This is a genomic window from Bradyrhizobium sp. NBAIM03, assembly GCF_020194055.1.
Taxonomy (GTDB): Bacteria; Pseudomonadota; Alphaproteobacteria; order Rhizobiales; family Xanthobacteraceae; genus Bradyrhizobium; species Bradyrhizobium yuanmingense.
In genome coordinates this window covers 77,976-104,313 of the sequence record NZ_JADYVS010000015.1, presented here as the reverse complement: position 1 = coordinate 104,313, position 26,338 = coordinate 77,976, and the positions used below count along the sequence as shown (strand labels likewise).

Below are 26,338 nucleotides of genomic sequence, written 5' to 3'. Positions count from 1 at the left end.
CCGCCGAGATCGAGGAGAACCGTAGCCGAGCTTGAATCGCTCTAGTGTTGAATTGTTCTAAGAGGAGGCGGATGCTGAACAGCAATCATGAATTGCCGGTGCACCGCGCATGACACGCTGCACGCGAAATCGTGGCCCGATATTTCACGATCACGCGATGGCGGGAGCGATCAACTCGTCGAGCTTCCGCTTGAACGCACTGCCGTCCGACAAAGCGCGGAGCGGCGGACGCACGCGCAACCAACCTGCATCGCCGGTCTGCGCCGCAAGGATCGCCTTCAGCGTTGCGACAAGGGAGGGCGTCTTCAGCACGACGTCGACCGCCGCCTGCATGCGCGCTTCGACGTTCTTGCCGTCAACCATCGCCTTGACCAGCTCCGGCGCAATGTTGGCCATGCCGCAGATGGTGCCGGCGCCGCCCGCAGCGATCGCGCGGGCGATGTCGGGTTCGTTGCCGACGGTGATGGCGAGCTCGGGCGCGGCGGCACGGAATGCCTGGAACTGCTTGAAGTCGCCGCTGGAGTCCTTCAGACCGGCAACCACTTGGCCGTAGCGCTTGCGCAGGCTTGCGGCGACTGTCGTCGGGATCGCAACGCCCGAGACTTGCGGAATGTGGTAGAGCGAGGCGCGCAGGCGATCGTCGGCAACACCGTCGATGACGGCCGCAAAGGCGTCCTCGATGCCTTCATGCGTGACACTCCGATCGAAATAGGGCGGCAGCAGCAACACGTGGCGCAGGCCGAGGCCGAGCACGGCGCGCGTCAGCGCAATGCTGTCGGTGATGGCCGGAAAGCCGCCGCCGATTCCGATGCGCTCCGCCGCGACCCCGGCCTTGAGCATCGCTTCGATCGTCGCAATCCGTTCGGCGGCGTTGAATGAGGTCCCCTCGCCGGTGGTGCCGAACAGCACGACGCCGTCGACGCCCTTGCCGAAGAGGTGCTTGGCGTGAGAGGCGAGCTTGGCGGCGTCGACACTGCCGTCCGTCGCCAGCGGCGTCGCCGACGCCACCCAGAACCCGCAAATTGCCTCGGCCATCACACCACCCTTTGCTGCCGCACCCGGCCAAGCCGCTGATATCGAACGATCTTTCGCGCTTGCCGAGACCTTGTTTTCACTTTACTTTTGCTCTTGTACCTTACATACAACGTTCATGCAAATCCTCCGCGCCATGTGCGCGGCCAGATCTTGAGGAGGTCTCGCATGAACATGGTGACCCCCACCGGACGCCCCGACCAATTGCTCGGCGCGTTGCGCGACAGGCTCGGCGCGCTGGCAGTGCTTGTTGGCACAGATGTGCCGGCGCGCAATTGCAACGACTGGAGCGCGAGCCTGCCGCAGACGCCGCGCGCGGTGATCCGCCCCGTCGATGCGCAGGGCGTTGCCGACGCGATTACGACTTGCCGGCAGGCGCATCTGCCGTTCGTGCCGCAGGGCGGACTGACCGGACTGTGCCGCGGCGCTTCGCCCGAAGCGGGCTGGGTCGCGATCTCGCTGGAGCGCATGACCGGCATCGAGGAGATCGATCGCGCCTCGATGACGATGACGGTGAAAGCCGGCACGCCGCTGGAGACGATCCAGAAGGCGGCCGACGAAGCCGGCTTCTTCTTTCCGCTCGATCTCGGCTCGCGCGGCTCCTGCGCGATCGGCGGCAATCTCTCGACCAACGCCGGCGGCAACCGCGTGATCCGTTACGGCATGACGCGCGAGCTGGTGCTTGGTCTCGAAGTGGTGCTGCCGGACGGCACCATCATCACCAGCCTCAACAAGCTGATGAAGAACAATGCAGGCTATGACCTGAAGCATCTGTTCATCGGCTCGGAAGGCACGCTCGGCATCATCACCCGCGTGGTGCTAAAACTGTTCCCGAAGCCGCGCTCGACCATGGCCGCGCTCTGCGCGCTGAAGGATTATGCCGCGGTGATCGCGCTGCTCGATGCCGCACGCTCAGGGCTCGGCCCGCTGCTGTCCGCCTTCGAGGTGATGTGGCCGGATTATTGGGAGGTGATCACGGCGCGCGCCGGCGTGAAGCCCCCGGTCGCCCCAGGCCACGGTCTCTACGTGCTGGTGGAAGCGCAGGGCACCGACGAGAGCATCGATGCGCCGCGCTTTGAGAGCTGGCTCGAGGAGCTGATGGAGCGCGGGCTGCTGGCGGATGCCGCGGTGGCGCAATCGCTGGCGCAGACGCAGGCCTTCTGGCGCGTGCGCGACATCTGCGCCGAGTTCGGCCAGGTGCTGGGGCCGCACATCTCCTACGATATCGGCCTTGCCGTGGCACGCATGAACGAGTTCGTCACGCGCTGCAAGACGGCGCTCGCGACCGGCATCGAGGGCTGCGAGAGCGTCTATTACGGCCATATCGGCGACGGCAATCTGCATCTCGTCTCCTGGGTCACCGGCCTTTCCGTCGCGCAACAGCCGAAGGAGGAGATGGACGCGATCATCTACGGTCTGGTCCGCGAGCTCGGCGGCAGCGTCTCCGCCGAGCACGGCATCGGCACCTTGAAGAAGCAATGGCTGGGCCATGCGAGGGGCGAGGCCGAGATCGCGCTGATGCGCACGCTCAAGGCGGCGCTCGACCCCGATCACCTGCTCAATCCCGGCAAGGTGATCTGAACGCACCATGCGATCGCTCAAGCTCGATACGCCGAAATCGCTGTCGCAGCGGGTGATGCTGCGGCTGCGCCAGGCCATCATCGACGGCGAGTTCGCGTTAGGCGCTGCCATCTCCGAGGAGATGGTGGCCAATTCCTTCGGCGTCAGCCGCACACCGGTGCGCGAGGCCATGGGCCAGCTGCAGGCGCAGGGACTCGTGGTGATCCGACCCCAGGTCGGCAGCTTCGTCTTCACGCCGAGTGCGGACGACATCCATGCGCTCTGCACCTTCCGCATTGCGCTCGAGCCCAAGGCCGCCGAGCTCGCCTTCCGCAATGACCGCGACGGCGCGATTGCGTCCATGAGCGCGGCGATCGCGGCGATGGAGCCGGCCGTCGCGGCAAAGGACAACATCGCCTATGGCCGCGCCGACACCGCTTTTCACGAGGCGCTGTTCGCCCATTGCGGCAACCGCTATCTCGCCGAATCCTATCAGCTCGTCTCCGGCCGCGTCGCCGCGCTGCGCACCAATCTGACCTCGCCGATCGACGTGCGCACCCGCACGTCCTTCGACGAGCACCGCAAGCTGCTCGATCTGTTCGCGCGCGGCGAGTTCGCCGCCTTCGAAGGCCTGATGACGACGCACATCACGAATTCGGGAATGGTCTATGCTAGGGCGTTGAAGGTGGATTGAGCGCCTCTACCGCTCCTCCTTCGATCCCGGCCTGTCGAGAAAATCGAGCGCGGTGTTGATTTGCTCGAGCTGGTGCTCGATTCGGTCGCGATCCTCCACCGATGGCGCCTGTTCGAGCTGTTCCACCAGCTTCTGCTTCCGCATCAGCAAGTTCTCTATGACCGTACCCACGATTCCCCCATCGCCAGAGGCGACGTCACGGACGCCGAGACGATGGAGGCGCGCGCAACCCGGGCCCGCGTCGAACCCTCAATTTGAATGTTGCTGGGAGCGATTGGTTCCTCCGGCGCCGTGCCGGATCGCACTACTTCTTGGTGATGTTCCAGTAGACCGGGACCGCTCCCTTTACGAGGCCGTCAACGTTGCTGCGTACCGCCCGCACCAGATAGAGCTGTGCAGCAGGCCAATACGGCACATAGTCGACGGCGCGGAGCTGGAGGTCGGCTGCGATCTTCTTTTTCTGCTCGGGATCTGTCGCCAACGCGAATTCGTTGCGCAGCTTTTCGATCTGCTCGTCGCAAGGCCAGCCGAACCAGGCCTTGTCGCAGTTTGCGCGCAGCCCAAGGTGGCCGACCGGCTCGAACATGTCGGCGCCCGTCGGTCCCGACATGAACAGCGACCAGCCGCCCTTGTCGACGGTTTCCTTGGACGCGCGGCGTCCAACCAGCGTGCCCCAGTCCATCGCCTGCGGCTCGACCTTGAGGCCGATCTGGCGCATCATCTGCTCGGCGACGAGGCTGAACGTATTCGTCGGCCCGCTTTCGGTGGCATGCAGCACCACGACGGGCGTGCCGTCATAACCGCTGTCGGCGATCAGCTTCTTGGCCTTTTCGATATCGGGCTTGGTCCAGCCGGCAGCCGTGAAATAGGGTGATGAGCACATGTAGAAGCTCGGGCAGCTCTTGTAGAGCTTGGGGTCGCTGACATAGGCTCGCGCGAACTTGTCCTGGTCGATCATGTAGCTGATCGCCTGCCGGACCTTTGGATTGTTGAACGGCGGGACCGAAATGTTCATGCGGAACACCATCTGCATGCCGAGCGTGTCCTGCGGCATCGTCTTGATGTCGGGATTGCCGGCAAGCGTCGGCAGGAAGTCCGGCGGCACCTCCTCGAAAATGTCGATCTCGCCGGCCTGGAGTGCATTGAGCGCGGTCTGCGCATCCGGGATGTAATGCCATTCGACCCGGTCGACCTTGGCGAGCTTGCCGCCGGCAAGCCCGCTCGCCGGCTCCGCGCGCGACTTGTAGGACGGGCTCTTGACGTAAACGACCTTGGAGCCCGGAACCCACTCGTCCTTCTTCATGATGAAGGGACCCGAGCCGGTCGCATCCGTGATGGCGGTGTCCGCCGGCGTCGCAGCGATCCCCTTCGGCATGATGAAGGGCACATTGGAGCTCGGCTTGGAGAGCGCGTCGATCACCAGCCCCCAAGGACGTTTGAGCTTCAGCTCGAAGGTTTTTTCGTCCTTAACGGTCAGGCTGTCGCTGACGGAGGCAAGCTGTTGCCCAAGGCCGTCACGCTGCCACCAGCGCTTCAGCGAAACGACCGCGTCTTCGGCGGTGACCGGCTGCGCGTTGCTGAAAGTCAGGCCGCCGCGCAGCGTGAAGGAATAGGTGAGTTGATCGCCGCTGACCGCGAAGGACTCCAGCATTTGCGGTTGCGCGACGAGCTTCTCGTCCAGCGAGAACAGCGTGTCGTACACCATATAGCCGTGGTTACGAACCATATAGTCGGACGTGATCACGGGATCGATCTGCTTGAGATCGCCAAAGGGGCGGATCTTGAGCACCGTCTCCGCAACGGCAGGCGATATTGCACCCAGCCAACCTGCCGCCATCATGACCGCAAATGTTCCGTTCGGCGATCTCATTTGGTACTCCTCCCGTTTTCTGTTTCTAGGCAACTGCGTCGGGGGCTACGGCCCGGCCCGGACCCGGCGCGTCGAAGCGTGGCAGCGATCCTGCGTGATGACAGGCGACGGCATGGCCGGGCGTGACTTCAGTCATCGCCGGCGCCGCTTGCGCGCAAATGTCCGTCGCGAACGGACAGCGCGTGCGAAAGCGGCATCCGGACGGCAGCGAAGCGGCACTCGGCACCTCGCCTTCGAGAGCCGCGCGGCGGCGCCGGTTGCGCGGGTGGACCGCAGGGACGGAATCGATCAACGCCCGCGTATACGGATGCACCGGTGCAGCGAACACGGCTTTCGCCGGCCCCTGCTCGACGATGGCGCCGAGATACATCACCGCCACGTCGTCCGCGAGATAGCGCACCACGGCGAGATCATGCGAGATGAACAGATAGGAGATCCCGATCTCGCGCTGGACATCCTTTAGGAGATTCAGGATCTGGGAGCGGATCGACACGTCCAGCGCCGCGACCGCCTCGTCCGCGACGATCAGCGCGGGATCCGCGGCGAGCGCCCGCGCGATGCCGAGGCGCTGCCGCTGTCCGCCCGACAGATGATGCGGCAGACGTGCGCGAAAATGTTGGGGCAGTCCGACCTGGTCGAACAGACGCGCGACCTTCCGCCGTCGCGACACCGCATCGCCGATGCCGAAATTCTGCAAGGGCTCTTCGACGATCTCCGCCGCGGTCATGCGCGAGTTGAGGCAGGCGAAGGGATCCTGGAACACCATCTGCACCTGCTGGCGCTTCCTGCGCAGCGTCTCGCCGGAGAGATTGCCGAAGTCCTCGCCATTGATGTGGACCGAGCCGGCCGTCGGCCGCAACAGGCGCACGACCATGCGGCCGATCGTGGTCTTGCCGCAGCCGCTTTCACCAACGAGGCAGAAGGTACGTCCGCGCGCGACGACGAAGCTGACGTCGTCGACGGCGCGAAGATCGCGCCGGCCGAACAATCCGAACGGCCCCTGCCGTGAGGTGAAGATCTGGGTCAGACCTGAGACCTCGAGGACGGCGCTCATGCCGGCACCATCGCGCCGGCCTTGCCCAGCCAGCATGCCGTCAGGTGCTCGTCAGCGCCCGACAACAACGGCGGCTCCGAGTGACACACCGGCATCGCCGCGCCGCAGCGCTGGCGAAAGGCGCAGCCGGTGCCGAGCGAGACCGGGCTCGGCACGCTGCCGGGAATCTCGACGAGACGATCGCGGATGCCGCTGTTGAGCTGGCCGATCGCCCCAAGCAGGCCGCGCGTATAGGGATGGGCCGCGGCATCGAAGATGCCGTTGACGCCGGCCTGCTCGACGATGCTGCCGGCGTAGAGCACGACGACCCGGTCGGCCATTTCCGCGACCACCCCGAGATCGTGCGTGATCAGGAGCACGGACGTGCCGAACTCGCGACGCAGATCGTCGATCAGGGTCAAGACCTGGGCCTGGATGGTGACGTCGAGCGCGGTGGTCGGCTCGTCGGCGATCAGCAATGCAGGGCGCAGGGCGAGCGCCATCGCGATCATCACGCGCTGCCGCATGCCACCGGAAAGCTGGTGCGGAAATTCGGAGGCCCGTCGCCGCGCATCCGGAATGCGGACGAGATCGAGCAATCCGACCGCCTGCCGCCGCGCGTCCGCCTCGGACACGCCACGATGCTCGACGATCACCTCCGCGATCTGCTCGCCGACCCGCAGCAGCGGATTGAGCGACGTCATCGGCTCCTGAAACACCATCGCGAGACGGTCGCCCCGGAGCTTGCGCAGTTCCTCGGCCCCGAGCGTGACGAGATCGCGCCCCTCGAAGAGGATGCGACCGGAAGCGACCTGCATGACGCTTCGGTTGAGCAGGCCGATGATGGAGAGCGCGGTCAGGCTCTTGCCGCAGCCGCTCTCGCCGACGAGGCACAGCGTTTCACCCCGATCGATCGCAAACGAGACGTTGCGGACGAGCGGCACCGGGGTGCCTCGCCTGTTGAGTGTAATGGAGAGGTTCTCGACGGAGAGCAGCGGCGTACTCATCGCATCTCGCCTCCCGCAAAGCTCGGATCGAGCAGGTCGCGAAGCGCATCGCCGAGCAGGTTGGCGGCGAGCACCGTCATCGCCAGCATCAAGGCTGGGAAGCCGAGAATCCACGGCGCGATCTGCACGAACTGCCGTCCCTCCGACATCATGTTGCCCCAGCTCGGCACGTCGGGCGGCGTGCCTGCACCGAGAAACGACAGGATCGATTCCAGGATCATCGCGGAGGCAAAGACGTAGGTCGACTGCACCATGATCGGCCCGGCAGCGCCGGGCAGGATGTGACGATGCAGGATGGTCACGGGACGCCCGCCACAAGTGATGGCGGCCTCGACATAGACGCGTTCGCGCAAGCTGAGAACGCTGGCGCGCACCACGCGCGCCATGCGGGGAATTTCCGGGAGGCTGATCGCCGTGACGATCACGATGGGCGAAGCGCCAATCAGCGCCACGAGTGCGATCGCGAGCAGGATCGCGGGGATCGCCATCACCGCATCCATCGCGCGCATTACGATCTTGTCGACGCTGCGGAAATAACCGGCGATGACACCGATGCACACGCCGATCAGCGTGGTGAGAACCGCAACGGCAATGCCGACCGACAGCGAAACCCGCGTTCCCACCAGCGCGCGGGCAAACACGGAACGTCCGACTTGATCGGTGCCGAAGGGCTCCGCCGGCGACGGCGGCTGAAGCCGGTTCAGCGGGTCCAGCGCAGCGGGATCCGCGGTGATCCACGGGCTCACGACGGCCGTCACGCCAAAGGCGAGCAGCAGAACGCAACTCAGAGCCAGTATGGGCTGGCGAACCGGCAGGCTCGCGATCTGCGCAAACCGGTTGACACCGATGTCCGGCGCATCGAGCCCTTCAGCTGCGTGGGTCATCGCCATCGGCTCGTCCTGCATCAGTACCGGATCCGCGGATCGACGACAGCGTAGAGAATGTCGACCACGAGATTGACGACGACATAGACGAAGGCGAACAGCAGGATCAGGGCTTGCACCACCGGATAGTCGCGCCGGAGAATGGAGTCTGCGGTCAGCCGGCCGAGGCCGGGAATGGAAAACACGGTCTCGGTAACGACGACGCCGCCAAGCAGCGCGGCAAATCCGATGCCGACGACCGTGATGATCGGGACTGCGGCATTGCTGAGCACGTGCCGTACGATGATTTTGCGGGCCGCGAGCCCCTTGGCATGGGCGGTGCGGACATAATCTTCGCGCAGCACCTCCAGCACCGCAGCGCGCGTCACCCTCGCGATCAAGGCGATATAGAGGAAGCTCAGCGAGATCGCGGGCAGCACGAGCGAATGCAGGCAGGCCAGCACGCCCTGCGACAGCGGCTTATAGCCCTGCACCGGAAACCAGTGCAGGCCGAGTGCGAGCGTATAGACAAGCGCGAAAGCGACGACGAAGACCGGCAATGAGAAGCCGAGCACCGCCCCCGCCATGGTCAGGCGCGCGACGAGCCCCCTCGGACGATAGGCGGCGACGAGGCCGAGCGGCACGGCGACGACGACCGCGATCGTGATCGTCATGAGAGAGAGAAGCAGCGTCGGCTCGATCCGCTGGGCGACGAGCTGCGAGACCGGGATGCGGCTGAACAGCGACAGGCCGAAATCGCCGCTCAGGATGCGGCCGGCCCATGCGAGGAAACGCGGCAGCAGCGGCAGATTGAGTCCGAGCGCCTGGCGCACCGCCTCCACCTGTGGCGGCGAGGCGAAGTCACCGGCGATCAGCACGGCGGGATCACCCGGCACGAGGCTGAGCAGCAGAAAGACGAATACCGCGACGGCGAGCAGCACGGGGATGGCCGCGAACAGCCGACCGACCACATAGCCGGTCATGCCGAGCGCCTGCAAATGCAGACCGGCGATCGCCGGACGCCATCCAGCCCACGCACCATTGCCTCCCTGGTCTTAGTTAAACGTTTTTCTAATGAAGCACGGAAGCTGGTCTATCGCAACGGTATTGTACACTTGTCATGCTCTTTTGGCTTGCCTCCAGTCAATTCAACCAATACAAAAACGTTTAACAGGAGAATGGTTGATGCCGGCAGGGCCATTGCCCACTATCCACGAGGTCGCCCGGCTCGCCGGTGTCTCCGTGGCCACCGTGTCGAAGACGCTCAACCGGTCGGGCAAGGTCAGCGAGCTCCTCCAGGCGCGCGTCAATGCGGCAGCACGCAAGCTCGGCTATGCACCGCATGCCAGCGCCCGCAGCCTGCGCAGCGGCGCCACGCGCATCCTCGGGCTGCTCGTGGCGGATCTCGCCAATCCCTACTTCCTGAAGCTCGTCGAAAGCATCGAGTGGCTGTCGAGCGCCGCGGGCTATTCCGTCATTCTCTGCAACAGTGCCGAAGACCCCGGGCGCGAAGAGCGGCATCTTGCCATGCTGCTGTCGCAGCGCGCCGACGGCGTCATCGTCATCCCGACCCGGCGCGGCTGGAGCGGACGCCAGGCCGCGCTGGCGGACTTGCCGATGCCGGGCATTCTGGTGGACCGACGCATCGAGGGGCTCGACCTCGACTCCGTCACGACCGACAACGTTGCGCTGGGACGGCTCGCGGCCGAACATCTCGACGATCTCGGCCATCGCCGCATCGCCGTGATCATGGGATCGCCCGAGCATCAGATCGCGCGCCACCGCCTCGATGGCCTCCGAAGCGGCCTGGCCTCGCGCGGCACCACCCTCGACGAACGGCTGATCGAGAAGGACAATTTCTCCGAGGCCGCCGGCCATGCCGCCGCAATGCGGCTCCTGCGGCATGCGCAGCGACCGACCGCGATCTTCGCCACCAACAATCATCTGTCGCTCGGACTGCTTCGCGCCATTGCCGAGCGCGGTCTCTCGATTCCCGACGACCTCTCCGTCATCGCGGTCGACGAGCCTCCGTGGGCCGGCTTGGTGCGGCCGGGCATGACCATCGTGACGCAGCCATCCGAGGCGATTGCCCAAACCACGGTCTCGACCCTGCTGTCGCGAGTTTCGGAGGGACGTTCCGGCGTCGAGGGAGAGGCGAGATCGATCCAGCTTCAGCCGGCGCTGGTGGTGCGCGGGTCCACCGCCGCGATCCGGACATAGAGATGAGTGATGCGCCCGGCCTTGCGCCTTCCACCGGCATTCTTGCGCTGTCCGCCGTCGACGCCATTGCCGAGATTCGCAAAGGCCATCTGTCGCCGCTCGACGTGGTCGATGCCGCGATCGACAGGATCGAAGCGACGGATGCGGGAATCAACGCGATTCCGGTTCGCTGCTTCGAGGCCGCACGGGGTGAAGCACGGCGGCTTATGGAGAAAAAGGCGGCCGGTGAGGACTGGCCCCTGCTCTGCGGACTTCCGCTCGCGGTCAAGGACAACACCGATGTCGCAGGCGTGCCGACCAGCGGCGGCAGCGCGCTGACGGCCCGCGGCGCCCCCGAGATATCGACTCCCGCGATCGATCGTCTCCAGCGCAATGGCGCCATCGTCGTGGGCAAGAGCAATCTGTCGGAGCTCGGCGGCGCCAACACCACCAACGCGCTGTTCGGCGCGACGCGCAATCCGTTCTTTCCTGCGCTGACCGCGGGCGGCTCCTCCGGCGGATCGGCAGCGGCGCTGGCCGCGCATCAGGTCTATCTCGCCCATGGCAACGATGTCGGCGGCAGCCTGCGCACGCCGGCCGCATTTTGCGGTGTTGCGGGGCTGAGGCCCACACCGGGCCTCGTGCCGAGAAAGCCGCTCTCCGATCCGTTCGACACCGTTTTCGTCGAGGGACCGATGGCGCGGACGATTCCCGATCTTGCCTTGATGCTGGATGCGATGGCCGGCTTCCATCCGCCCGATCTGTTGTCGCGCAAGCATCCCGCATCGTTCCGCAACGCCGCCGCACGACCCGGATGGGCGGAGCGAATAGCGGTGTCCGAGGATCTCGGCCTGCTGCCGGTCGATCACGACATCCGTTCCGCCTTCCGCGGCGCGATCGACCGGCTTCAACCCGCCGGCTGCAGGATGAGCGAGACCGCCCCTGATCTCGCCGGGCTGCCGCGCGTGATCCGCGCGCTGCGTGGTCTCGCCTATCTCGCCACCTGGGGCAGGCTTTGGCCGCAATCGCGCGAACGCTTCACGCCTGAGGTCGCCGGCGACATCGCCCATGGCGAAAGCCTGTCCGCGAGAGACATCGCGGCCGCGATGGAGCAGCGGGCGGCGATCTATCGGCGCATGCAGACCTTCTTCAGGGAGTTCGACATCCTGATCTGCCCGACCGCGCAGGTCGCGCCCTTTCCGGTCGAGATCATGTGGCCGACCGAGATCGAGGGGACCGCATCGAAGATCTACATAGACTGGATCATGATCACCTATGTCTGGTCGATCCTCGGCTGCCCTGCGCTGGCGGTGCCCGCCGGCCGCGATGGGGCCGGCATGCCGGTCTCCTTGCAGGTCGTCGGCCCACCGCATAGCGAGGAGCGCCTGATCTCCTTCGCGGCGCGGATCGAGCAGGCGTTTTCCTCGCCATCCTGAGGGAAAGGCGATGTCCCGCGGAACCTGATCTTTCACGCGCCCGTCGGTTGAATTCATGGCCTCGGAGCCCTATGCGTAGGCGCCATGGACACCCAGATGACCACCGCCGAAAAGCCGCTGATGGCCCAGGCGCGCCCGCGCAAGCCGGCGCCGTTCCTCCCGATGAGCCGCGCCGAGATGAACGCGCTCGGCTGGGACGCCTGCGACATCGTGCTGGTGACCGGGGATGCCTATGTCGACCATCCGAGCTTCGGCATGGCGATCATCGGCCGGCTGCTGGAGGCGCAAGGGTTTCGGGTCGGCATCATCGCGCAGCCGGACTGGCATTCGGCGGAGCCGTTCAAGGCGCTCGGCAAGCCAAGAGTGTTCTTCGGCGTCACCGGCGGCAACATGGATTCCATGGTGAACCGCTACACCGCGGACCGCCGCATCCGCAGCGACGATGCCTATACGGCGGGCGGCGAGGGCGGCAAGCGGCCGGACCGCTGCACGATCGTCTACGCCCAGCGCTGCCGCGAGGCGTTCAAGGATGTGCCGATCGTGCTCGGCGGCATCGAGGCCTCGCTGCGCCGGATCGCGCATTACGATTACTGGTCCGACAAGGTGCGCCGCTCGGTGCTGGCCGATGCCAAGGCGGACTTGCTGCTCTACGGCAACGCCGAGCGTGCCGTGGTCGAAGTGGCGCACCGGCTCGCGGCCGGCGAAGCGCCGCGCGAGCTCGACGACATCAGGGGCGTGGCGCTGTTCCGCAAGGTCCCGGACGATTACACCGAGCTGCACGCCGACGATCTCGAGTCCGCCGACGAGGGCGCATCGCGCCAGAAGGGCGCTACAGTGATCCGCCTGCCGGCGCTGGAGCAGGTCGAGCAGGACAAGGAAGCCTATGCGCGCGCCTCGCGCGTGCTGCACCGGGAGAGCAATCCCGGCAATGCGCGGCCGCTGGTGCAGCGCCACGGCGACCGCGACCTCTGGCTCAACCCGCCGCCGATCCCGCTCAGCACGGAAGAGATGGACGCGGTCTACGACCTGCCTTACGCGCGCGCGCCGCACCCGTCCTATGGCGATGCACGCATCCCCGCCTGGGAGATGATCAAGTTCTCGGTGACGATCATGCGCGGCTGCTTCGGCGGCTGCACCTTCTGCTCGATCACCGAGCATGAGGGCCGCATCATCCAGAACCGCTCGGAAGGCTCGATCCTGCGCGAGATCGAGCGTATCCGCGACAAGACGCCGGGCTTCACCGGCGTCATCTCCGACATCGGCGGCCCCACCGCCAACATGTACCGGATGGCGTGCAAGGACCCGAAGGTCGAGGCGGCATGCCGCCGTCCCTCCTGCGTCTTCCCCGAGATCTGCCCGAACCTCAACACCTCGCATGACGATCTGATCCGGCTTTATCGCAAGGTGCGCGAGACCAAAGGCATCAAGAAGGTGATGGTCGCCTCCGGCGTGCGCTACGACCTCGCCGTCGAGAGCCCCGAATACATCAAGGAGCTCGTCACCCATCACGTCGGCGGTTACCTGAAGATCGCCCCTGAACATACCGAGCGCGGCCCGCTCGACAAGATGATGAAGCCGGGCATCGGCGCCTACAACAAGTTCAAGCGCATGTTCGACGAGGCGGCCGAACGCGCCGGCAAGAAATATTACCTGATCCCCTATTTCATCGCGGCGCATCCGGGCACGACCGACGAGGACATGATGAACCTCGCGCTGTGGCTGAAGAAGAACCGCTACCGCGCCGACCAGGTGCAGACCTTCCTGCCCTCGCCGATGGCGACCGCGACTGCGATGTACCACACCGGCGTCAACCCCTTGCGCGGCGTGCGCCACGGCGGCAGCGACAAGGTCGAGGCGATCAAGGGCCTGCGCCAGCGCCGCCTGCACAAGGCGTTCCTGCGCTACCACGACCCCGACAATTGGCCGCTGCTGCGCGAAGCCTTGATCGAGATGGGCCGCCGCGACCTGATCGGCTCGCAGCCGCATCAGCTCGTGCCAGCACATCAGCCGCCCGGCACCGGCAAGGCCGCCGGCACCAAGCGGCCAATGCGGCCCGGCGGCAGGACGCAGCGGTTCACGACCAAGGGCCTGCGGGTGATGAAGTAGCGGGCGTGAGCCGGATCTGGCACGGTTTGGTGTGGCGTCTTCGCGTCGTCAAAACGGAAGTTCGAAAACAACCCCATGCACAGTAGCCGGGGGTAGCAAGATCAACGGCTTACGAGCGCGATGAGATCGGCGCGAACATCGACCGCAAATCGAGGCATGATCGGCCCGGGGAAACGGTCAATTTTCTGTTTTTGCGAAATTCGCTTGATCGTCGGGCAAAACAGGCGTATGATGCCACCATCGCGGAACGTGGATGAGACGAACCCGTCCTGCTGCTCCGTATCGATAGCTTGAGCTCACCGCGCCGCGCCCGAATTTCTCCGGCTTGGCTTGCAGGTTCGCCACAAGCGCCCTCTTGCCCGTCCTCAACGCGCTGACGACGCAGCGGCCGCTGTGGCACAGCCTGGCGCAAGGCGACTGGGGGTTCGCCGGCATCGACGTGACGTGCTGCACTCGCATTGCTCCATGTTGTTCTGGCTGTTCGCACCGCCCGGAACCGATCCATTGTGCAATCGAAGCGCATGCCGCAGGTGCCGGTCACCATTGCTTCAAGCGGTGCGGCAGAATGATCCATCTGCTTGCCCTTGGGCTGTGTCTGGCGGGCTTTGCTGCGCTGGCTTTCGCCACGCACCGCCAGCAGCGCGATATTTTCGGCAAGGCGCTGCCGCGGGTGACGACCTATGGACTTCGGGCTGCCGGTGCAGGGGTGCTGCTGCTGGCGCTCGGCATCCTCGTGGCCGCAAAGAGCTGGAGCGTGGGCCTCGTGATGTTCAGTGGTCACACCACGATGGCTGCCGCCATCGTGTTTTGTGCGCTGATCGGGTGGGGAAGACTGGCTGCCCGCACGGCGCGACGTCGACAGAATGATGCTCGCGTCCGCTCCGTCACTCGACGTTGAAGGTATTCGTTTCGTGATCAAGCTGGCCAGAAACGGTCGTGGATGCGGCAAATAGATGGTCGTGACTTTGTCTGCTTCTGGTCCAAAGCTGACCTTGCCGCGCTGCCTGCCTAGCGTCAGCTTTTGACCCGAAGCGGACATCCGCATCGCCCTGTATCATGCTCTTCTTTACCGGCACACGAGCGAAAGCGTAATTTCCTAGGGGCTTGCGCATTCATTGAGTGTCCCCGCTTTGGGGATTCATCGTTAATCAACCCGAAAGTGTCGCTTGCTTGTTTACCGGTCGCGATTAGACTTTTCCGCCATGACGCCCCGCCGCTGGATCATTGTCATCGCTGCGTTCATTCTCATGATGGTGATATCTGCGGGCATTCTGCGTACTGCCCTGCATTTTTGGCATCAGTGGCAACTCGCAAGCCTCTTGAATGGACCTCCGCCTAGCGACGAGGTCCTGACGACTGACGATTCGCTGACGGCCCTTAACAAGCGCGCCAGTCAGGCCGAGCGCTCACATGACTACCAGCGTGCGGTTGACCTTTACACTCAAGGATTGGAGGAGAGCTCGTATCGCGCCGACGCTCGCCGCGCCCTGCTGCGCCAGCGGGCCTTCGCCTATGAGAATTTGAAACAGTACGACCGCGCTGAGGCCGACTACAACGCGTCCTTGCAGATCGAGCCGCTTGATCCCTCCTTCTATGCCAAGCGCGGCTTCTATCTTATCAGGCGCGGACGTTACGACGATGCGCTAGCCGATTTCCGCAAGGGTGGGGAACTTGTTCCTAGCGACGGCACCTTCCCGTTCGGCGAAGGCGAAGTCTATGCAAAGCTCGGGCAGCATGAAAAATCGGCCGAACGGTACAGCGAAGCGATACGATGGACCCCTCAAGCCGGGCGCTATTATCGCGAGCGCGGAAGTGCCTACAACCGTCTCGGCAAGTTCAAGGAGGCCAAGACCGACTATGACAAGGCTCTGGCTCTCGCTCGCGGCTATATCCAGCGCGAAGCTGCCGACTCCAATCTTGGACGCGGCTACGCGTCGTTGCGTCTCGGTCACTATCAAGACGCGATCGCCGATTTCGACGCGGTGTTGAGGGTCATGCCGCGATCGAGCGCTGCGCTGGCGTGGCGCGGTACAGCTTACCAGAGCCTTGGCAAGAGCAATGAAGCGGTTGCCGACTTCAAGGCGGCGCTGGCGATTGATCCAAAGAACGCGAATGCAATGGACGGACTCAAGTCGTTCGGCGTGCCGGCGCCCTAGGCTTCATATCGGCGCCGGTTTGGCTCGCTCTCGTCGGACATATGTCCGGCTTTGGCCCGTAGCCGTCCTCCCGAGCGTCGCCCTCCGAGGACCGCTTTTGACCCGGAGCGGAAGTCGGCCCTCTTGGCCTATTCAATGGCATAAGGGTTGAGCTTCGGAACGCCCTGCTTCCAATTCACCCATTCTTCCGCGTCACGGAGGGACACAAAGTCGGCAACACGTCTCCTTGTGGCCCATCGGCGAAGATGCGCGTCGGCCACGGAGGTCCGCTCGTTGCGGCAGAGCGGACGAGATTTGCTGAACTTCAGTTCTTCGTGTTTCGGCCCGAAGCGGAAGGTAGCGAGCGGTCGCCAATGGCGTGGCATTCCCCGAACTTGTCGTCCTTACTGTCCATCAGGTCCCGGCCTGGAATCTTCTATCCGGGCCTTGAGCCGAAAGAAACTCTCGGCCAGGATCCTGTTTTCCGCCGTCTGCAGTCCTTGATTGAGGTAGGACATATGATCCTCGCCCTCGAGCGATTTCGGATCGCTGGTAAATCCCCGCGCGTGGGGACGCGCGAGAGCCGGCGAACGCATGACTTATTATCACCAAGCTTTGGCGTGCTCGCGGAGACTGGGTCTTGTTCTCCAAGGAGTTGGGAGCGAAGTCAGCTTGCAGTGAGACCGATAGCTCGGCCTGAAGATAAGGCTCGGCGTTCTCCTGCCGAGCCTTCTTCCTATTTGTCTATCCGTCGATTCCGCTCTCGAAAAAGACAAGACGATCTTTACCTATTTAGCGGCTATCACACGGCAAACGGCCCGTGTTTCTCGGTCGTAGTGACCCGGCTGTTTCAGGACAGCTGCACAGCGCCGCAACACCCGCTGCTGCTCTGCGACCTCCAATGTCGCGAAGGCTGTGCCGACGTTGGCAGGATTGAGGCCTGCCAATCCAGAGCTGTTGTTTGCATTGGCAACGCCACTATTTGAAGTGCCCACGGCTCCCGCGGCACCAGGACCAATGCCAACAGTGCCAAGCCCGCCGGTGCCGATCCCCCCAGTACCTACGCTGCCAGAACCGACACCAACTCCCGCGCCTGCCCCACCAACTCCTGCAACACTCGCACCTGCGCCAGCTCCCGCCGCGCCTCCGCCGACACCCAGGCCCCCCGTAGCGCCAATTCCGCCAACTCCGGCGCCCGCTCCAGCACCGACGCCAGCACTGCCCACTCCGACGCCAGCACCCGCGCCGACACCACCAACTCCGGCGCCAACGCCGGCACCCACGCCACCATCGCCCACTCCGGCGCCGGCACCCGCGCCAACGCCGCCAACCCCGGCACCAACACCGGCGCCGACGCCACCGCTACCCACTCCCGCACCAGCACCTGCACCGACACCTCCAACACCGGCGCCAACACCCGCGCCCACCTGGGCTTGCACGAGTGGTGCTGCTGCGGACAATGCAACGCAGAGCGTGGCCGCATAGAAAAGCTTCATTCGCATACACGCCTCCATGAATTCCCGGCGCCCGCAAAGGGACGCCTGCAACAAGATTCTTGTCCAGGAGGAAGCGATGATTTGTCGGCCCGTTCCTCAACCGGCTCCAAGTAGGTTAACGGGACGAAAAGAGCATTCTGAGAATTTTGCGATTGCGGAATCAGCGCGCAGTCGCGAGGCTATCGAGTTCGCAATTCATCTCGTCGCTTGTGGGGAAGCGTTCGGTGGCTTACGCGCGGTTTCGTAAGCTCCGCTTTATGGCCCGTGTTAGACCACAGCTCGGGCGCCGCGAGGTCAGCTGTCGGGCGTTGAACCGCCAAAGTTATGACCGGTCAAGGCAGCCTTTGACCCGGAGCGGAAGTCGGCCCTCTTGGCCTATTCAATGGCATAAGGGTTGAGCTTCGGAACGCCCTGCTTCCAATTCACCCATTCTTCCGCGTCACGGAGGGACACAAAGTCGGCAACACGTCTCCTTGTGGCCCTAAGCGGCGGTTGAAAGATGTCTGCTAGTCCGCCGCTGTCGGGATACAAGCGGACATCTCAAGTCCGGGCCGAAAATGGTGCGATTGACCCGAAGCGGACTCTTCGTGATCATCGCCTCCAGTTCGCTTGGAAATGCCTGCGTCAGTCGATCGATACATTTAGAATGGAAGCGGTTAGCCTTTACGAGATCTGGCGTCGCGTATAGGTTGTGCAAACCAACATTTAGCGGGATTCGGATGTGCGTGCCTTGTGGTCTTTGGCTTTGATGGCACTGATTGTCGCAGAAATTCTTCTTTTCGCAGCCCAGCCCGATTGCGGCGACGGGCATGTGCCCGTGCCTGGATTGTCGGGATGGCATTGTAGGCTGAAAGGCGATGGTCCGAGACCCTGAGGTCGTGAACCACCTGGTCTCCCAAAGGCGGACCGAACGTCCGCGACGGTGGTCGACTTCGTTAGGCTTGACCCAAAGCGCTCTCGGTCGAGAGGTGGATAACCACCTTACGCAACCACATAAGTCACACATCCGCAGCGCGAGACCAGATGTCGAAAGGTAAGAAGAAGTTTTGACCATGCACATGCACCTGCGCTTTTCGTCAGCAACTGAATTGCATCAGGTTCAAATTGGGCGAATGCGACCAGAAGCCGATTCCGGGGACATTTACTGATCCTAACGCCAGATTTGGACATATCAGACGCCCATTGCCCGTAGCGAAAAAGAAGCCGCCGCGCACTCAGGACGACGATCCAGCCTAGGTGATCTCTGCCCGATAGAGGATTACCCGAGTCGATTATTGACCCGAACCGGACATCGACCTGAGCGGGATGTCTACATCGAACGACAAACACTGCACCCTCGGCTAAATTATCATCCCTTACCGGCACTTCAGGTCGTGATATTGAGACCACGGGCGCCGTGAGGCGGCGGCTGTTTGAAAGGAAAGCTATGTATAGTCCTTCTCAACAACTCATTCACCTGGGCCTTGGCTTCATGGTCTCCCAAGCCTTGCGCGTTGCGACAGATCTCAACGTTGCGGATCGCTTGGTCGCCGGAGAGCGGAGCGTCGACGATCTGGCGGAGGAAACGCATTGTCACTGCGATGCGCTCTATAGGATTATGCGGCTTCTCGCCGCCGAGGGGGTCTTTAGCGAAACCTCGGCCCGCCGTTTCCAACTCACCGAATTGGGCGCAGCCTTGCTTTCCGACGCGCCCTCAAGTCCCCGCGACCTGATCCGAATGATGAACAGGGAGCCCTATCTCGCCTTCGCTCAGCTCACTCATTCAGTGCAAACGGGTTTGCCGACGTTCGAAACCGTATTTGGAAAGCCAAGGTTCGATTGGCTGGCGGACCATCCGGACGCGGCTTCGCTATTCCAGCAGGCGATGATCGCGCTTAGCCAAGGCGCCAATGAAGCTGTAGCAGAGGCGTGTGATTTTGGTGCGTTTTCTCAGATTGTCGATGTCGGCGGCGGCCATGGACAGCTGCTTTCGGAGATCCTAAAGAGACACCCTCACCTTTCCGGCATATTGTTTGACCTACCGGCGGGGGTTGAGGCAGCGCGGGCTGATGCGGCAAGTTTCCCGCCGCAGACCTCGTTCGTGGCCGGCAATTTCTTCAACGCCGTTCCAGCCGGTGCGGACGTCTATATCATGAAAAAGGTCATTCACGATTGGAATGACGAGCAAGCGGTACGCATCCTGCGCAATTGCCGAGAGGTAATGAAACCCCACGGACGAGTGTTAATTGCGGAGACTATTATTCCCCCGGGAAACGAACGAAATACGATCAAGCTAATCGATGCGAACATGCTTGTCGTTACGGGGGGCGTCGAGCGAACCGAGAGCGAATTTGCCGCTTTGCTTGCCGCCGCAGGTCTGCGGCTTGAGCGGGTCATTTCGACCGCCCGGGCGATCTCAGTTCTTGAGGCAAGCCGAGCCTGAAGTCTTCGAAAAAGCATCGGGTCATACATGCGCAACGAACCTTTAGATCGTCGGCCTCTGCATGTCAGCCTTTGGCCCATCGCTGCGGCATTCCATGACCGAGGATATGTCGGCTGTCAGAGGTAGACCGGGCCTAACCTAAGCCGGGCCGGATCGCCGCGATTGACCCATTGCGGCCTCCGTGTTGCCAAGGAGGGGATGTGCCATCGGCAGCGTTGGACCGGATGAGCTGGCCGGTGCCAGCCGGCCCGGAACCCTTTCAATAGTATTTTCTTGAACAGATGGATCGAGGCTCGATCGTCGGTGGAATCCGACAAAAAATGAGCTCCGTAGACGTCGTTGTTCCCTGCTTCAGGTATGGGCACTTCCTGCGAGAGTGCGTCGAGAGCGTTTTGACGCAATCCGGTCCCGAGTTGCGCGTGCTCATCATCGATGATGCGTCACCTGACAATACCGCGGAAGTTGCGCAAGAGTTACGGTGCTCCGATCCCCGCGTCGATTACCGCAGGCACATCTGGAATCAAGGTCTCATCGCGACCGCCAACGAGGGCATTGCCTGGGCGAGCGCCGACTATATGCTTCTGCTGTCTGCGGACGACTACCTGCTGCCCGGTGCCCTGTCGAGATCGGTCGATCTGATGGACAATCACCCTTCTGTCGCTTTCACCTTCGGAGGCGCGGTTGTTCTAGACCAGCGCGGGGATCATCCATTCTACAGAAGCTATTATGGAACGGAAGTGGATCTCCGAACGCGCATCTTGTCCGGACTCGAGTTCATCACTCTTAGTCGTGCACAATGTATTGTGGTGTCACCGACCGTCGTGGTTCGCACGAGCCTGCAGAAAAAACTGGGCGGGTATCTAGCAGACTTGCCCTACGCCTCCGACATGGAAATGTGGATGCGGCTCGCCGCACATGGCAACGTCGGATTCATTGGTGCGGACCAGGCCGTGTATCGATACCACTCAGTCAACATGTCGAGTGAGCCTTCACCGGAGCTAAACCTGCTCCAACGCAAGGCGGCTATCGAACATTTCCTGAATGGCGGCGCCGCGATGCTGGCAAACGATCTCAGGAACTGGTTGACCCGCCAATTGGCACTTGACGCGATCGTCCGCGCAAGCATTGCCTTCAACGAAGGAGCGATAGACACCTCAGCACGCCTTGCCGAACTTGCGTTGAGTATTGACCCAAGCGTTCAACATTCACGTCGTTGGTGGTTTCTTGCCTGCAAGAAGATTCTTGGATTGCGAGGATGGCAGCTGGTGCGGCCTTCAGTTGAGTTGTTCAGATCCATCTTCCGGAACGAGCGGCGCTGAGTAGCCGAGCTCGCTGCGACGCATAGGCTGCCCGCTAAAACCACTGGCGCATCATTTCCGCTTCTGGCCCGTAGCCGACGGTTCCGGTGGCTGTCGGCGCATCGGTTGCGGGGTGTAGCGCGGAAGCCGCTGAGATCGGATCCCATTGGCAGCATATGCGCCCATGGCCGACCCACGAGCGTCCTCCGCCAGGAGCCGCTTGTGGCCCAAGAGGGACATATCGGGTTGCGAAGCAGAATGCCTGCTCTCGTTCACCACATTTAAACCTTAAGATTGTACGAAGAGTGCTCACCCACAGGTCGCAGGAACATGCGAACAGCCTTCCTACAGAAGCCGTCATTGGACTTCGGGCAATGAAGGCCTGGCAGACCAGCTGCATCGTGGCTGTTCTCGCATCCGCGGGACTCTTTCTGGCCGCCGCTAACAGACCGGCCGCGACGGTGCCCGATGTCATGTCGCAAGCGGCAGCGAGCATACCGGCTGCAGCGAGCATGGCGGCTCCCACGAACGTGGTGACGCCGGCCGCCTACGCAGAGGCATCCGCCAGACTTGCGGCAGCGCTTCGGGAAGAAAGAGCAGAGCCGGGCGCGGTGATGTCGGCAGGTTCGGCACCGCTACGCACCGAAGCCGAGATCGTCGATCAACCCGTCGCGCCGAAATTGGCCTCGTTGGGACAGGATGTCGTCCAATCGCTGCCGCCGGAACGCGATGCGTCCAACGGTGCGCCGAAAGCGGCGTCGACGCGGGATTTCCGTCATCTGGCCTACTACGTCTGGTCCGAACTGCCGCCCGCCGAGAAACCGGCGGAGATCGTCTTGCGTGCGTTCAGGGACATTCCGCTGGGAACGCCGACCGAAGAAATCAAGCGCGCTGCCGACGCGTTTGGTCTCGATTTCAATTTCATGATGGCGGTTGCCAAGATCGAATCCGGTTTCAACCCCAATCAACGCACCGGGTCCTATATCGGGCTGTTTCAGCTGAGCTATTATGAGTTCGGGAAGTTCGGCTTCGGGCAGATTCGCAGTCCGCGGGATAACGCCGTCGCCGCCGCCTACAAGATCATTACCGAGGGCGTCCTGTTCGAGTGGATCACCCACCGTAAGCCGGACATGAGCGATCTCTACCTGATTCATCAGCAGGGCTGGGAAGGCGCCGCCGAGCACATCAGCCGGCCCGCTCGCGCCGCGTGGAAATCGATGTGCGCCACCAGCGAAGGCAAGGAGAAGGGTGAGCGGTGGTGCAAACGCGCGATTTGGGGCAATGCACTTCCGGCCTTCAAGCGCACCTGGAAATCGGTCGACAACGTGACGTCAGAAGCGTTCGTCGGCATGTGGCGCGGCCGGGTCGCCGAATTCTACACGAAATATGTGGCGACTGCTGCGGCGGCGGCAAACCAATAAGTCGGTCGTCGGCAGCGCCGCGCATGCTTGCTTTGTCTTTAGCGCAACTCGCCGGCCGTCGGCCTTTACCCAGGGTGTGTTGGGCCCTCACCTGAACGGGTTATTGGGCCGTGTAAACGCAACGAAACCCGATATAGACCGCGTGAAAGTCGGCCGATTTCCACTGTACGGCTGACGCTTTTGTCTTGTCCGCACCATACCACCACGATCCGCCGGCCGTCAGTGCCTCATCGCCCCGCCGATCCGCGAGCCATTCCCAGACATTGCCACCCATATCGTACAGACCGTTGACACCCCGCTTGGTGGTACCCACGGCTGCATGCCGCGGCCAGCGATCTCTATCGGATGTGTTCATGCCGTCAGGTCTATCGCCGACAGGATAAGGATAGGTGCGTCCATTTACGAAATCGTCGGTAGGATTCGCACGCGTTTCGGTATAGGCGGCTCTTTCCCATTCTTCCAGGGTCGGCAAGCGTCCGCCCACGGCTAAGCAGTAGTCACGAGCTTCGTTCCACGACACATGCACCGCCGGCTCATCGTCGCTGCCCGGTTCTCCGAAAGGTGTCGCCCATGTCCAGCCGCGGCGACGGATCCAGCCGTCCGCGAATTCGTGTCCGCCTCCCTCCTGTTCGGCCGCGGTCTTCAGAGCTTTGTCAGCCGCGAAATTGCGAAACTGGCCGATCGTGACCTCGGTCCGGTCGATGGCAAACTTGCCCAGATTCTCGCGTTGGGCAGGATCGGCGAATGCAACGCCGGTAACGGCCATCAAGCCACATCGCAAAGCAATCGAGCGCCATTTCATGTATGAACTTCTCCTGTATTGCTTCCAGGTGAGAAGGGCAGGCGTCGACCCTGCGCGCCTGCCATTCATCGATCAACTCATGCGCTGACGCAATGCCGCCTGCGAACGGCGGATGACGCCCTGGTACATGCTCTGCTTGTCAGGATACCATTGCATCGACGCGAGATTGGCGAAGCCGGGAATGCTTTCCATATGCCGTGCCATCCGCTGCCGCATGGATTGATCCGGCTGAGGACCGCGCAGCGCGCCGACATTCTCGGCCGCGTGATCCGGGTTCGATGTCGCGGCAAGAACGGTCGTCACCGCCGGATGGCCCATGACCCATTTGATGAAGAACTGCGACCAATTCTCCGCAGCGATATCGCGGGCAAAATCGGGCAGCGGCCGGCCCTCGACGATCTTGTGCAAGCGGCCTTTTTCGAGCGGCATATTTGTGAGCACGCCGACGCCCTTGTCGCTCGCCGCGCGAAGGACGCGCTCCTCGGCGTGACGATTGAAGATCGAATAGTTGACCTGGATGATGTCCACCAGATCCTTGTCGATCAAGCCTGCGAGAATGTTGTGATAGTCATTCTCGTGGACCGAGGCGCCGACATAGCGAATCCTGCCCTCTCTCTTCCATACGCGCAGCAGTGGCACGATCGCGTCGACATTGACCAGGCTGTGGCAGTGGAGCACGTCGATCTTGTCGCGCCACAGCCGAAGCCTCGACTGCTCCATGCTGGCCAAGGCGTGGCTTTCGTCGGCCAGGTAGTCGCCGGTCGACCAGATCTTGTTGCTGATGAACATCTGGTCCGTCACGCCCATCGCGCTGAGAAATCCACCGACGCTGACCTCGCCGGTACCGTAGAGCGGCGATGTATCGATCACCCGGACGCCGGCATCTATATATTTCCTGGTGACCTCTCGCAGCGCGTCGCGATTGCTGCCGGGCAGCAGGTCAAAAGTCAGAAACGTTCCCAGTCCGAGCGCGGGCAGACTTTCGTTGGTGCGGCCGATCGTTCGGGTGAGTACCGGCCCCGCCGCAGGCGCACGCGATGCAGTGCCGGCTGGCGCTTGCGCACTGGCGCTCGAAACGCCGACCGCAGTTGCGTGAACAGCTGTCGCCGCGATGGCGCCCATCGCGGTGGCGGCGCCGAGAAACTGGCGGCGATCGGTCGCCGTCGGCCAATCCTGTGGTGTCTTATCCATTGCAAATCTCCGTGATTTCGCCTGCGGCACTTGTCGCCTGCCAATAGAAAGGATCGACCTCTCGCTTTGTCGCGCGGGATTCTGACCAAATCACTCGGATCCTGACGCGACGATGCTCCCTTTCCGGCCTGCAAGGAATTGCGGTTCCAAGCTTGAATGTGTATTCAGGCGACATCGCTTCGCAGGAGGTCGCGATGCACCGTGTCATTGAGAATGCGTCGACAATCGATCGCTTGAGCTCCCGGCCGGATGGCTGGCGGCGCACCCAATGGGCGAACGGCGCATTCGAAACGGCGTACCGGCCGATGACCTCCATCGTCGAAGGACGCATCCTGTCGCCAAATCACCTCATCATGGCGACCCTGTCCGGCGGCGCCGAGCGACATGAAATCTCGGCCGATGGCGGGCATCGCTATGACGGGCCCGATCTGCCGTCGACCGTTTCATTTCTCCCGGCTGGCTGCGAGCGACGGCTTCGGCTTCACAATGTGGGTTGGCGATGGGCAGCGATCGCCCTCGACCCCGCCAGGATTTCAGCAATCGCCGGCGCATCGATCGAAGGACTGGGCCCCCTGTCGGGCTCGGAAGACAGCTTTGTCTGGAACATGCTCGCGGAGTTCGAACGAGTTGACGCGCTGGAGGGAGGTCTCGACGCGATCTATTGCGACACGATGAGCCTTGCTCTCGTTGTATACCTTGCACGCCGATACGGTGGTGCAAGAGCGAAGGATACATCGATCAAGCTGCCGGCGTGGAGGTTACGGCGCGTCACCGAATTCATCGACGCGCATTTAAGCGCGACAATTCGGATTGCCGATCTCGCTGATCTTGCGCAGCTCTCGGAAGGCCATTTCCATCGCGCATTCAGGGCAGCGACGGGGCAGACGCCGCTGGCATTCGTCCATGCGCGGCGAGTCGCAATGGCAAAACAACTGCTGGCGAGCAGCAAGCTTTCGGTCGCGCAGATGGCGCTACGCGTCGGTTTTCTCAGTCCCGCGCATTTTGCCCGCGTCTTCCGGTCAATGACCGGCCAGAGCCCATCCCAATATCGACGCTCATTCCATCTTTGACAGGGGAAAGTAACGCCTGACGGCCAATGGCGGACAACGGCAGCCGGCAAATAGCTGACGACACGCCTCAACCCTGCGTCATGTTCCGACGAGCCGGTGGCCCCGGCGTCAAGACGCAGCGGTTCACGACCAAGGACCCCTGCGGGTGATGACGTCGCGGCGCTGCCCGCGCTACAGCGCGAGCACGACCTCGCCCGACACCGCGTCCGTCACGCCGCGTCCGTTGCCCTGGTCCTCGAGCACGGACCTGAAGCTGTCGAGGGTCTTGATCATCGCCGAGCGGGCCGCGACCAGCGCGTCCTGGCTGGACCACGTGCCGATGAGGCAGAAGGTCTGATCGCCGGTCCTGATGATGACGCCGTGCTCCAGTCCCGGCCATTTGGCCTTGCCGTCTCGGTGCGCATCGAGAAAGGCGCCTTCCTGGCCCGGCTTCACCTTGAACTTGACGACGTTGTAAACCTGCATGACGCGCCTCCGGAAAATGATTGGATGAAAATGCGAGCGCCGTACCAGATCGGGTTCGGACCGATATCTTTGCACCCCCGCAACAAAAAGTCGAAAACAACCCCACGCACGGGCTTCACACCTCGTGGAACCAACGAGGGTGTCGCGCGTTGCCGCGCTGCTCTCGAAGGTGACGCGGCTGAAGCCGGGCCGCCTTTGCTGGGCCAATCAAGACGGGAAAGCCGGGCGAGCCAAACCA

Annotated in this window: 22 protein-coding genes; 11 read left to right on the top strand and 11 right to left on the bottom strand. The window is 63.0% G+C overall.

Annotated features, from left to right (window positions below; all coding sequences use genetic code 11):
• Positions 1–150: 150 nt before the first annotated feature.
• Positions 151–1,035, bottom strand: coding sequence for a dihydrodipicolinate synthase family protein (locus I6F21_RS22565; RefSeq protein WP_225140562.1), 885 nt, complete (start codon positions 1,033–1,035; stop codon positions 151–153).
• Between the two features lie 165 nt (positions 1,036–1,200).
• On the opposite strand from I6F21_RS22565, the gene I6F21_RS22560 reads away from it, so the two are divergent.
• Together I6F21_RS22560 and I6F21_RS22555 are read left to right on the top strand one after the other, a co-directional pair.
• Positions 1,201–2,613: an FAD-binding oxidoreductase gene (locus I6F21_RS22560; RefSeq protein WP_225140563.1), complete on the top strand. Its 1,413-nt coding sequence runs from the start codon at positions 1,201–1,203 to the stop codon at positions 2,611–2,613.
• A gap of 7 nt (positions 2,614–2,620) precedes the next feature.
• On the top strand, positions 2,621–3,286 hold the full coding sequence (locus tag I6F21_RS22555) for a GntR family transcriptional regulator (RefSeq protein ID WP_225183450.1): 666 nt from the start codon (positions 2,621–2,623) through the stop codon (positions 3,284–3,286).
• 6 nt (positions 3,287–3,292) lie between these two features.
• On the opposite strand, the gene I6F21_RS22550 is transcribed toward I6F21_RS22555, so the two are convergent.
• The 6 genes from I6F21_RS22550 to I6F21_RS22525 form a co-directional block, all read right to left on the bottom strand.
• Positions 3,293–3,430 (bottom strand): hypothetical protein, encoded by a 138-nt coding sequence (locus I6F21_RS22550; protein ID WP_162130853.1) that lies wholly within the window; start codon positions 3,428–3,430, stop codon positions 3,293–3,295.
• A gap of 160 nt (positions 3,431–3,590) precedes the next feature.
• The gene (locus tag I6F21_RS22545; RefSeq protein WP_225140564.1) at positions 3,591–5,156 is read right to left on the bottom strand and encodes an ABC transporter substrate-binding protein; all 1,566 of its coding nucleotides are present in this window, start codon (positions 5,154–5,156) and stop codon (positions 3,591–3,593) included.
• 25 nt (positions 5,157–5,181) lie between these two features.
• The gene (locus I6F21_RS22540; protein ID WP_225140565.1) at positions 5,182–6,210 is read right to left on the bottom strand and encodes an oligopeptide/dipeptide ABC transporter ATP-binding protein; all 1,029 of its coding nucleotides are present in this window, start codon (positions 6,208–6,210) and stop codon (positions 5,182–5,184) included.
• Entirely contained in the window at positions 6,207–7,196 is a 990-nt protein-coding gene (locus I6F21_RS22535; protein WP_225140566.1) for an ABC transporter ATP-binding protein, read from the bottom strand. The genes I6F21_RS22540 and I6F21_RS22535 overlap by 4 nt, the downstream gene beginning before the upstream one ends.
• Positions 7,193–8,101, bottom strand: coding sequence for an ABC transporter permease (locus I6F21_RS22530; protein ID WP_225183449.1), 909 nt, complete (start codon positions 8,099–8,101; stop codon positions 7,193–7,195). Before I6F21_RS22530 ends, I6F21_RS22535 begins: the two co-directional genes overlap by 4 nt.
• Positions 8,101–9,042: an ABC transporter permease gene (locus tag I6F21_RS22525; RefSeq protein WP_036014490.1), complete on the bottom strand. Its 942-nt coding sequence runs from the start codon at positions 9,040–9,042 to the stop codon at positions 8,101–8,103. Before I6F21_RS22525 ends, I6F21_RS22530 begins: the two co-directional genes overlap by 1 nt.
• Positions 9,043–9,244: 202 nt before the next feature.
• Here I6F21_RS22525 and I6F21_RS22520 point away from each other — a divergent pair, with 202 nt between their 5' ends.
• From I6F21_RS22520 to I6F21_RS22500, 5 genes are all read left to right on the top strand, one after another.
• Positions 9,245–10,279, top strand: a complete 1,035-nt coding sequence (locus tag I6F21_RS22520; protein ID WP_225140568.1) for a LacI family DNA-binding transcriptional regulator — start codon at positions 9,245–9,247, stop codon at positions 10,277–10,279.
• A gap of 2 nt (positions 10,280–10,281) precedes the next feature.
• Entirely contained in the window at positions 10,282–11,694 is a 1,413-nt protein-coding gene (locus I6F21_RS22515) for an amidase family protein (protein ID WP_225140569.1), read from the top strand.
• 84 nt (positions 11,695–11,778) lie between these two features.
• Entirely contained in the window at positions 11,779–13,800 is a 2,022-nt protein-coding gene (locus I6F21_RS22510; protein ID WP_225140570.1) for a YgiQ family radical SAM protein, read from the top strand.
• Between the two features lie 355 nt (positions 13,801–14,155).
• A complete protein-coding gene (locus I6F21_RS22505) occupies positions 14,156–14,698 on the top strand; it encodes a DUF3325 family protein (RefSeq protein ID WP_225140571.1) in 543 nt (180 codons plus the stop codon).
• 304 nt (positions 14,699–15,002) lie between these two features.
• Positions 15,003–15,956, top strand: a complete 954-nt coding sequence (locus I6F21_RS22500; RefSeq protein WP_225140572.1) for a tetratricopeptide repeat protein — start codon at positions 15,003–15,005, stop codon at positions 15,954–15,956.
• A 1,039-nt stretch (positions 15,957–16,995) separates the two neighbouring features.
• On the opposite strand, the gene I6F21_RS22495 is transcribed toward I6F21_RS22500, so the two are convergent.
• Positions 16,996–17,325, bottom strand: coding sequence for a hypothetical protein (locus I6F21_RS22495; RefSeq protein WP_162130854.1), 330 nt, complete (start codon positions 17,323–17,325; stop codon positions 16,996–16,998).
• 1,532 nt (positions 17,326–18,857) lie between these two features.
• On the opposite strand from I6F21_RS22495, the gene I6F21_RS22490 reads away from it, so the two are divergent.
• The 3 genes from I6F21_RS22490 to I6F21_RS22480 all read left to right on the top strand — a co-directional run bounded on the left by I6F21_RS22490 (position 18,858) and on the right by I6F21_RS22480 (position 22,572).
• Positions 18,858–19,853 (top strand): methyltransferase, encoded by a 996-nt coding sequence (locus I6F21_RS22490; protein WP_057028272.1) that lies wholly within the window; start codon positions 18,858–18,860, stop codon positions 19,851–19,853.
• A gap of 320 nt (positions 19,854–20,173) precedes the next feature.
• Entirely contained in the window at positions 20,174–21,172 is a 999-nt protein-coding gene (locus tag I6F21_RS22485) for a glycosyltransferase (protein ID WP_225140573.1), read from the top strand.
• A gap of 353 nt (positions 21,173–21,525) precedes the next feature.
• Positions 21,526–22,572 (top strand): lytic transglycosylase domain-containing protein, encoded by a 1,047-nt coding sequence (locus tag I6F21_RS22480; protein ID WP_225140574.1) that lies wholly within the window; start codon positions 21,526–21,528, stop codon positions 22,570–22,572.
• A 100-nt stretch (positions 22,573–22,672) separates the two neighbouring features.
• Here the strand turns inward: I6F21_RS22480 and I6F21_RS22475 are convergent, their stop codons facing one another.
• On the bottom strand, positions 22,673–23,374 hold the full coding sequence (locus I6F21_RS22475; RefSeq protein ID WP_036014475.1) for a formylglycine-generating enzyme family protein: 702 nt from the start codon (positions 23,372–23,374) through the stop codon (positions 22,673–22,675).
• Positions 23,375–23,446: 72 nt separating this feature from the next.
• The gene (locus tag I6F21_RS22470; protein ID WP_036041701.1) at positions 23,447–24,565 is read right to left on the bottom strand and encodes an aldo/keto reductase; all 1,119 of its coding nucleotides are present in this window, start codon (positions 24,563–24,565) and stop codon (positions 23,447–23,449) included.
• Between the two features lie 194 nt (positions 24,566–24,759).
• On the opposite strand from I6F21_RS22470, the gene I6F21_RS22465 reads away from it, so the two are divergent.
• Complete coding sequence (locus I6F21_RS22465) at positions 24,760–25,635, top strand: AraC family transcriptional regulator (protein WP_225140575.1); 876 nt, start codon at positions 24,760–24,762, stop codon at positions 25,633–25,635.
• A 171-nt stretch (positions 25,636–25,806) separates the two neighbouring features.
• On the opposite strand, the gene I6F21_RS22460 is transcribed toward I6F21_RS22465, so the two are convergent.
• A complete protein-coding gene (locus I6F21_RS22460) occupies positions 25,807–26,100 on the bottom strand; it encodes an antibiotic biosynthesis monooxygenase (RefSeq protein WP_225150875.1) in 294 nt (97 codons plus the stop codon).
• Positions 26,101–26,338: the final 238 nt, after the last annotated feature.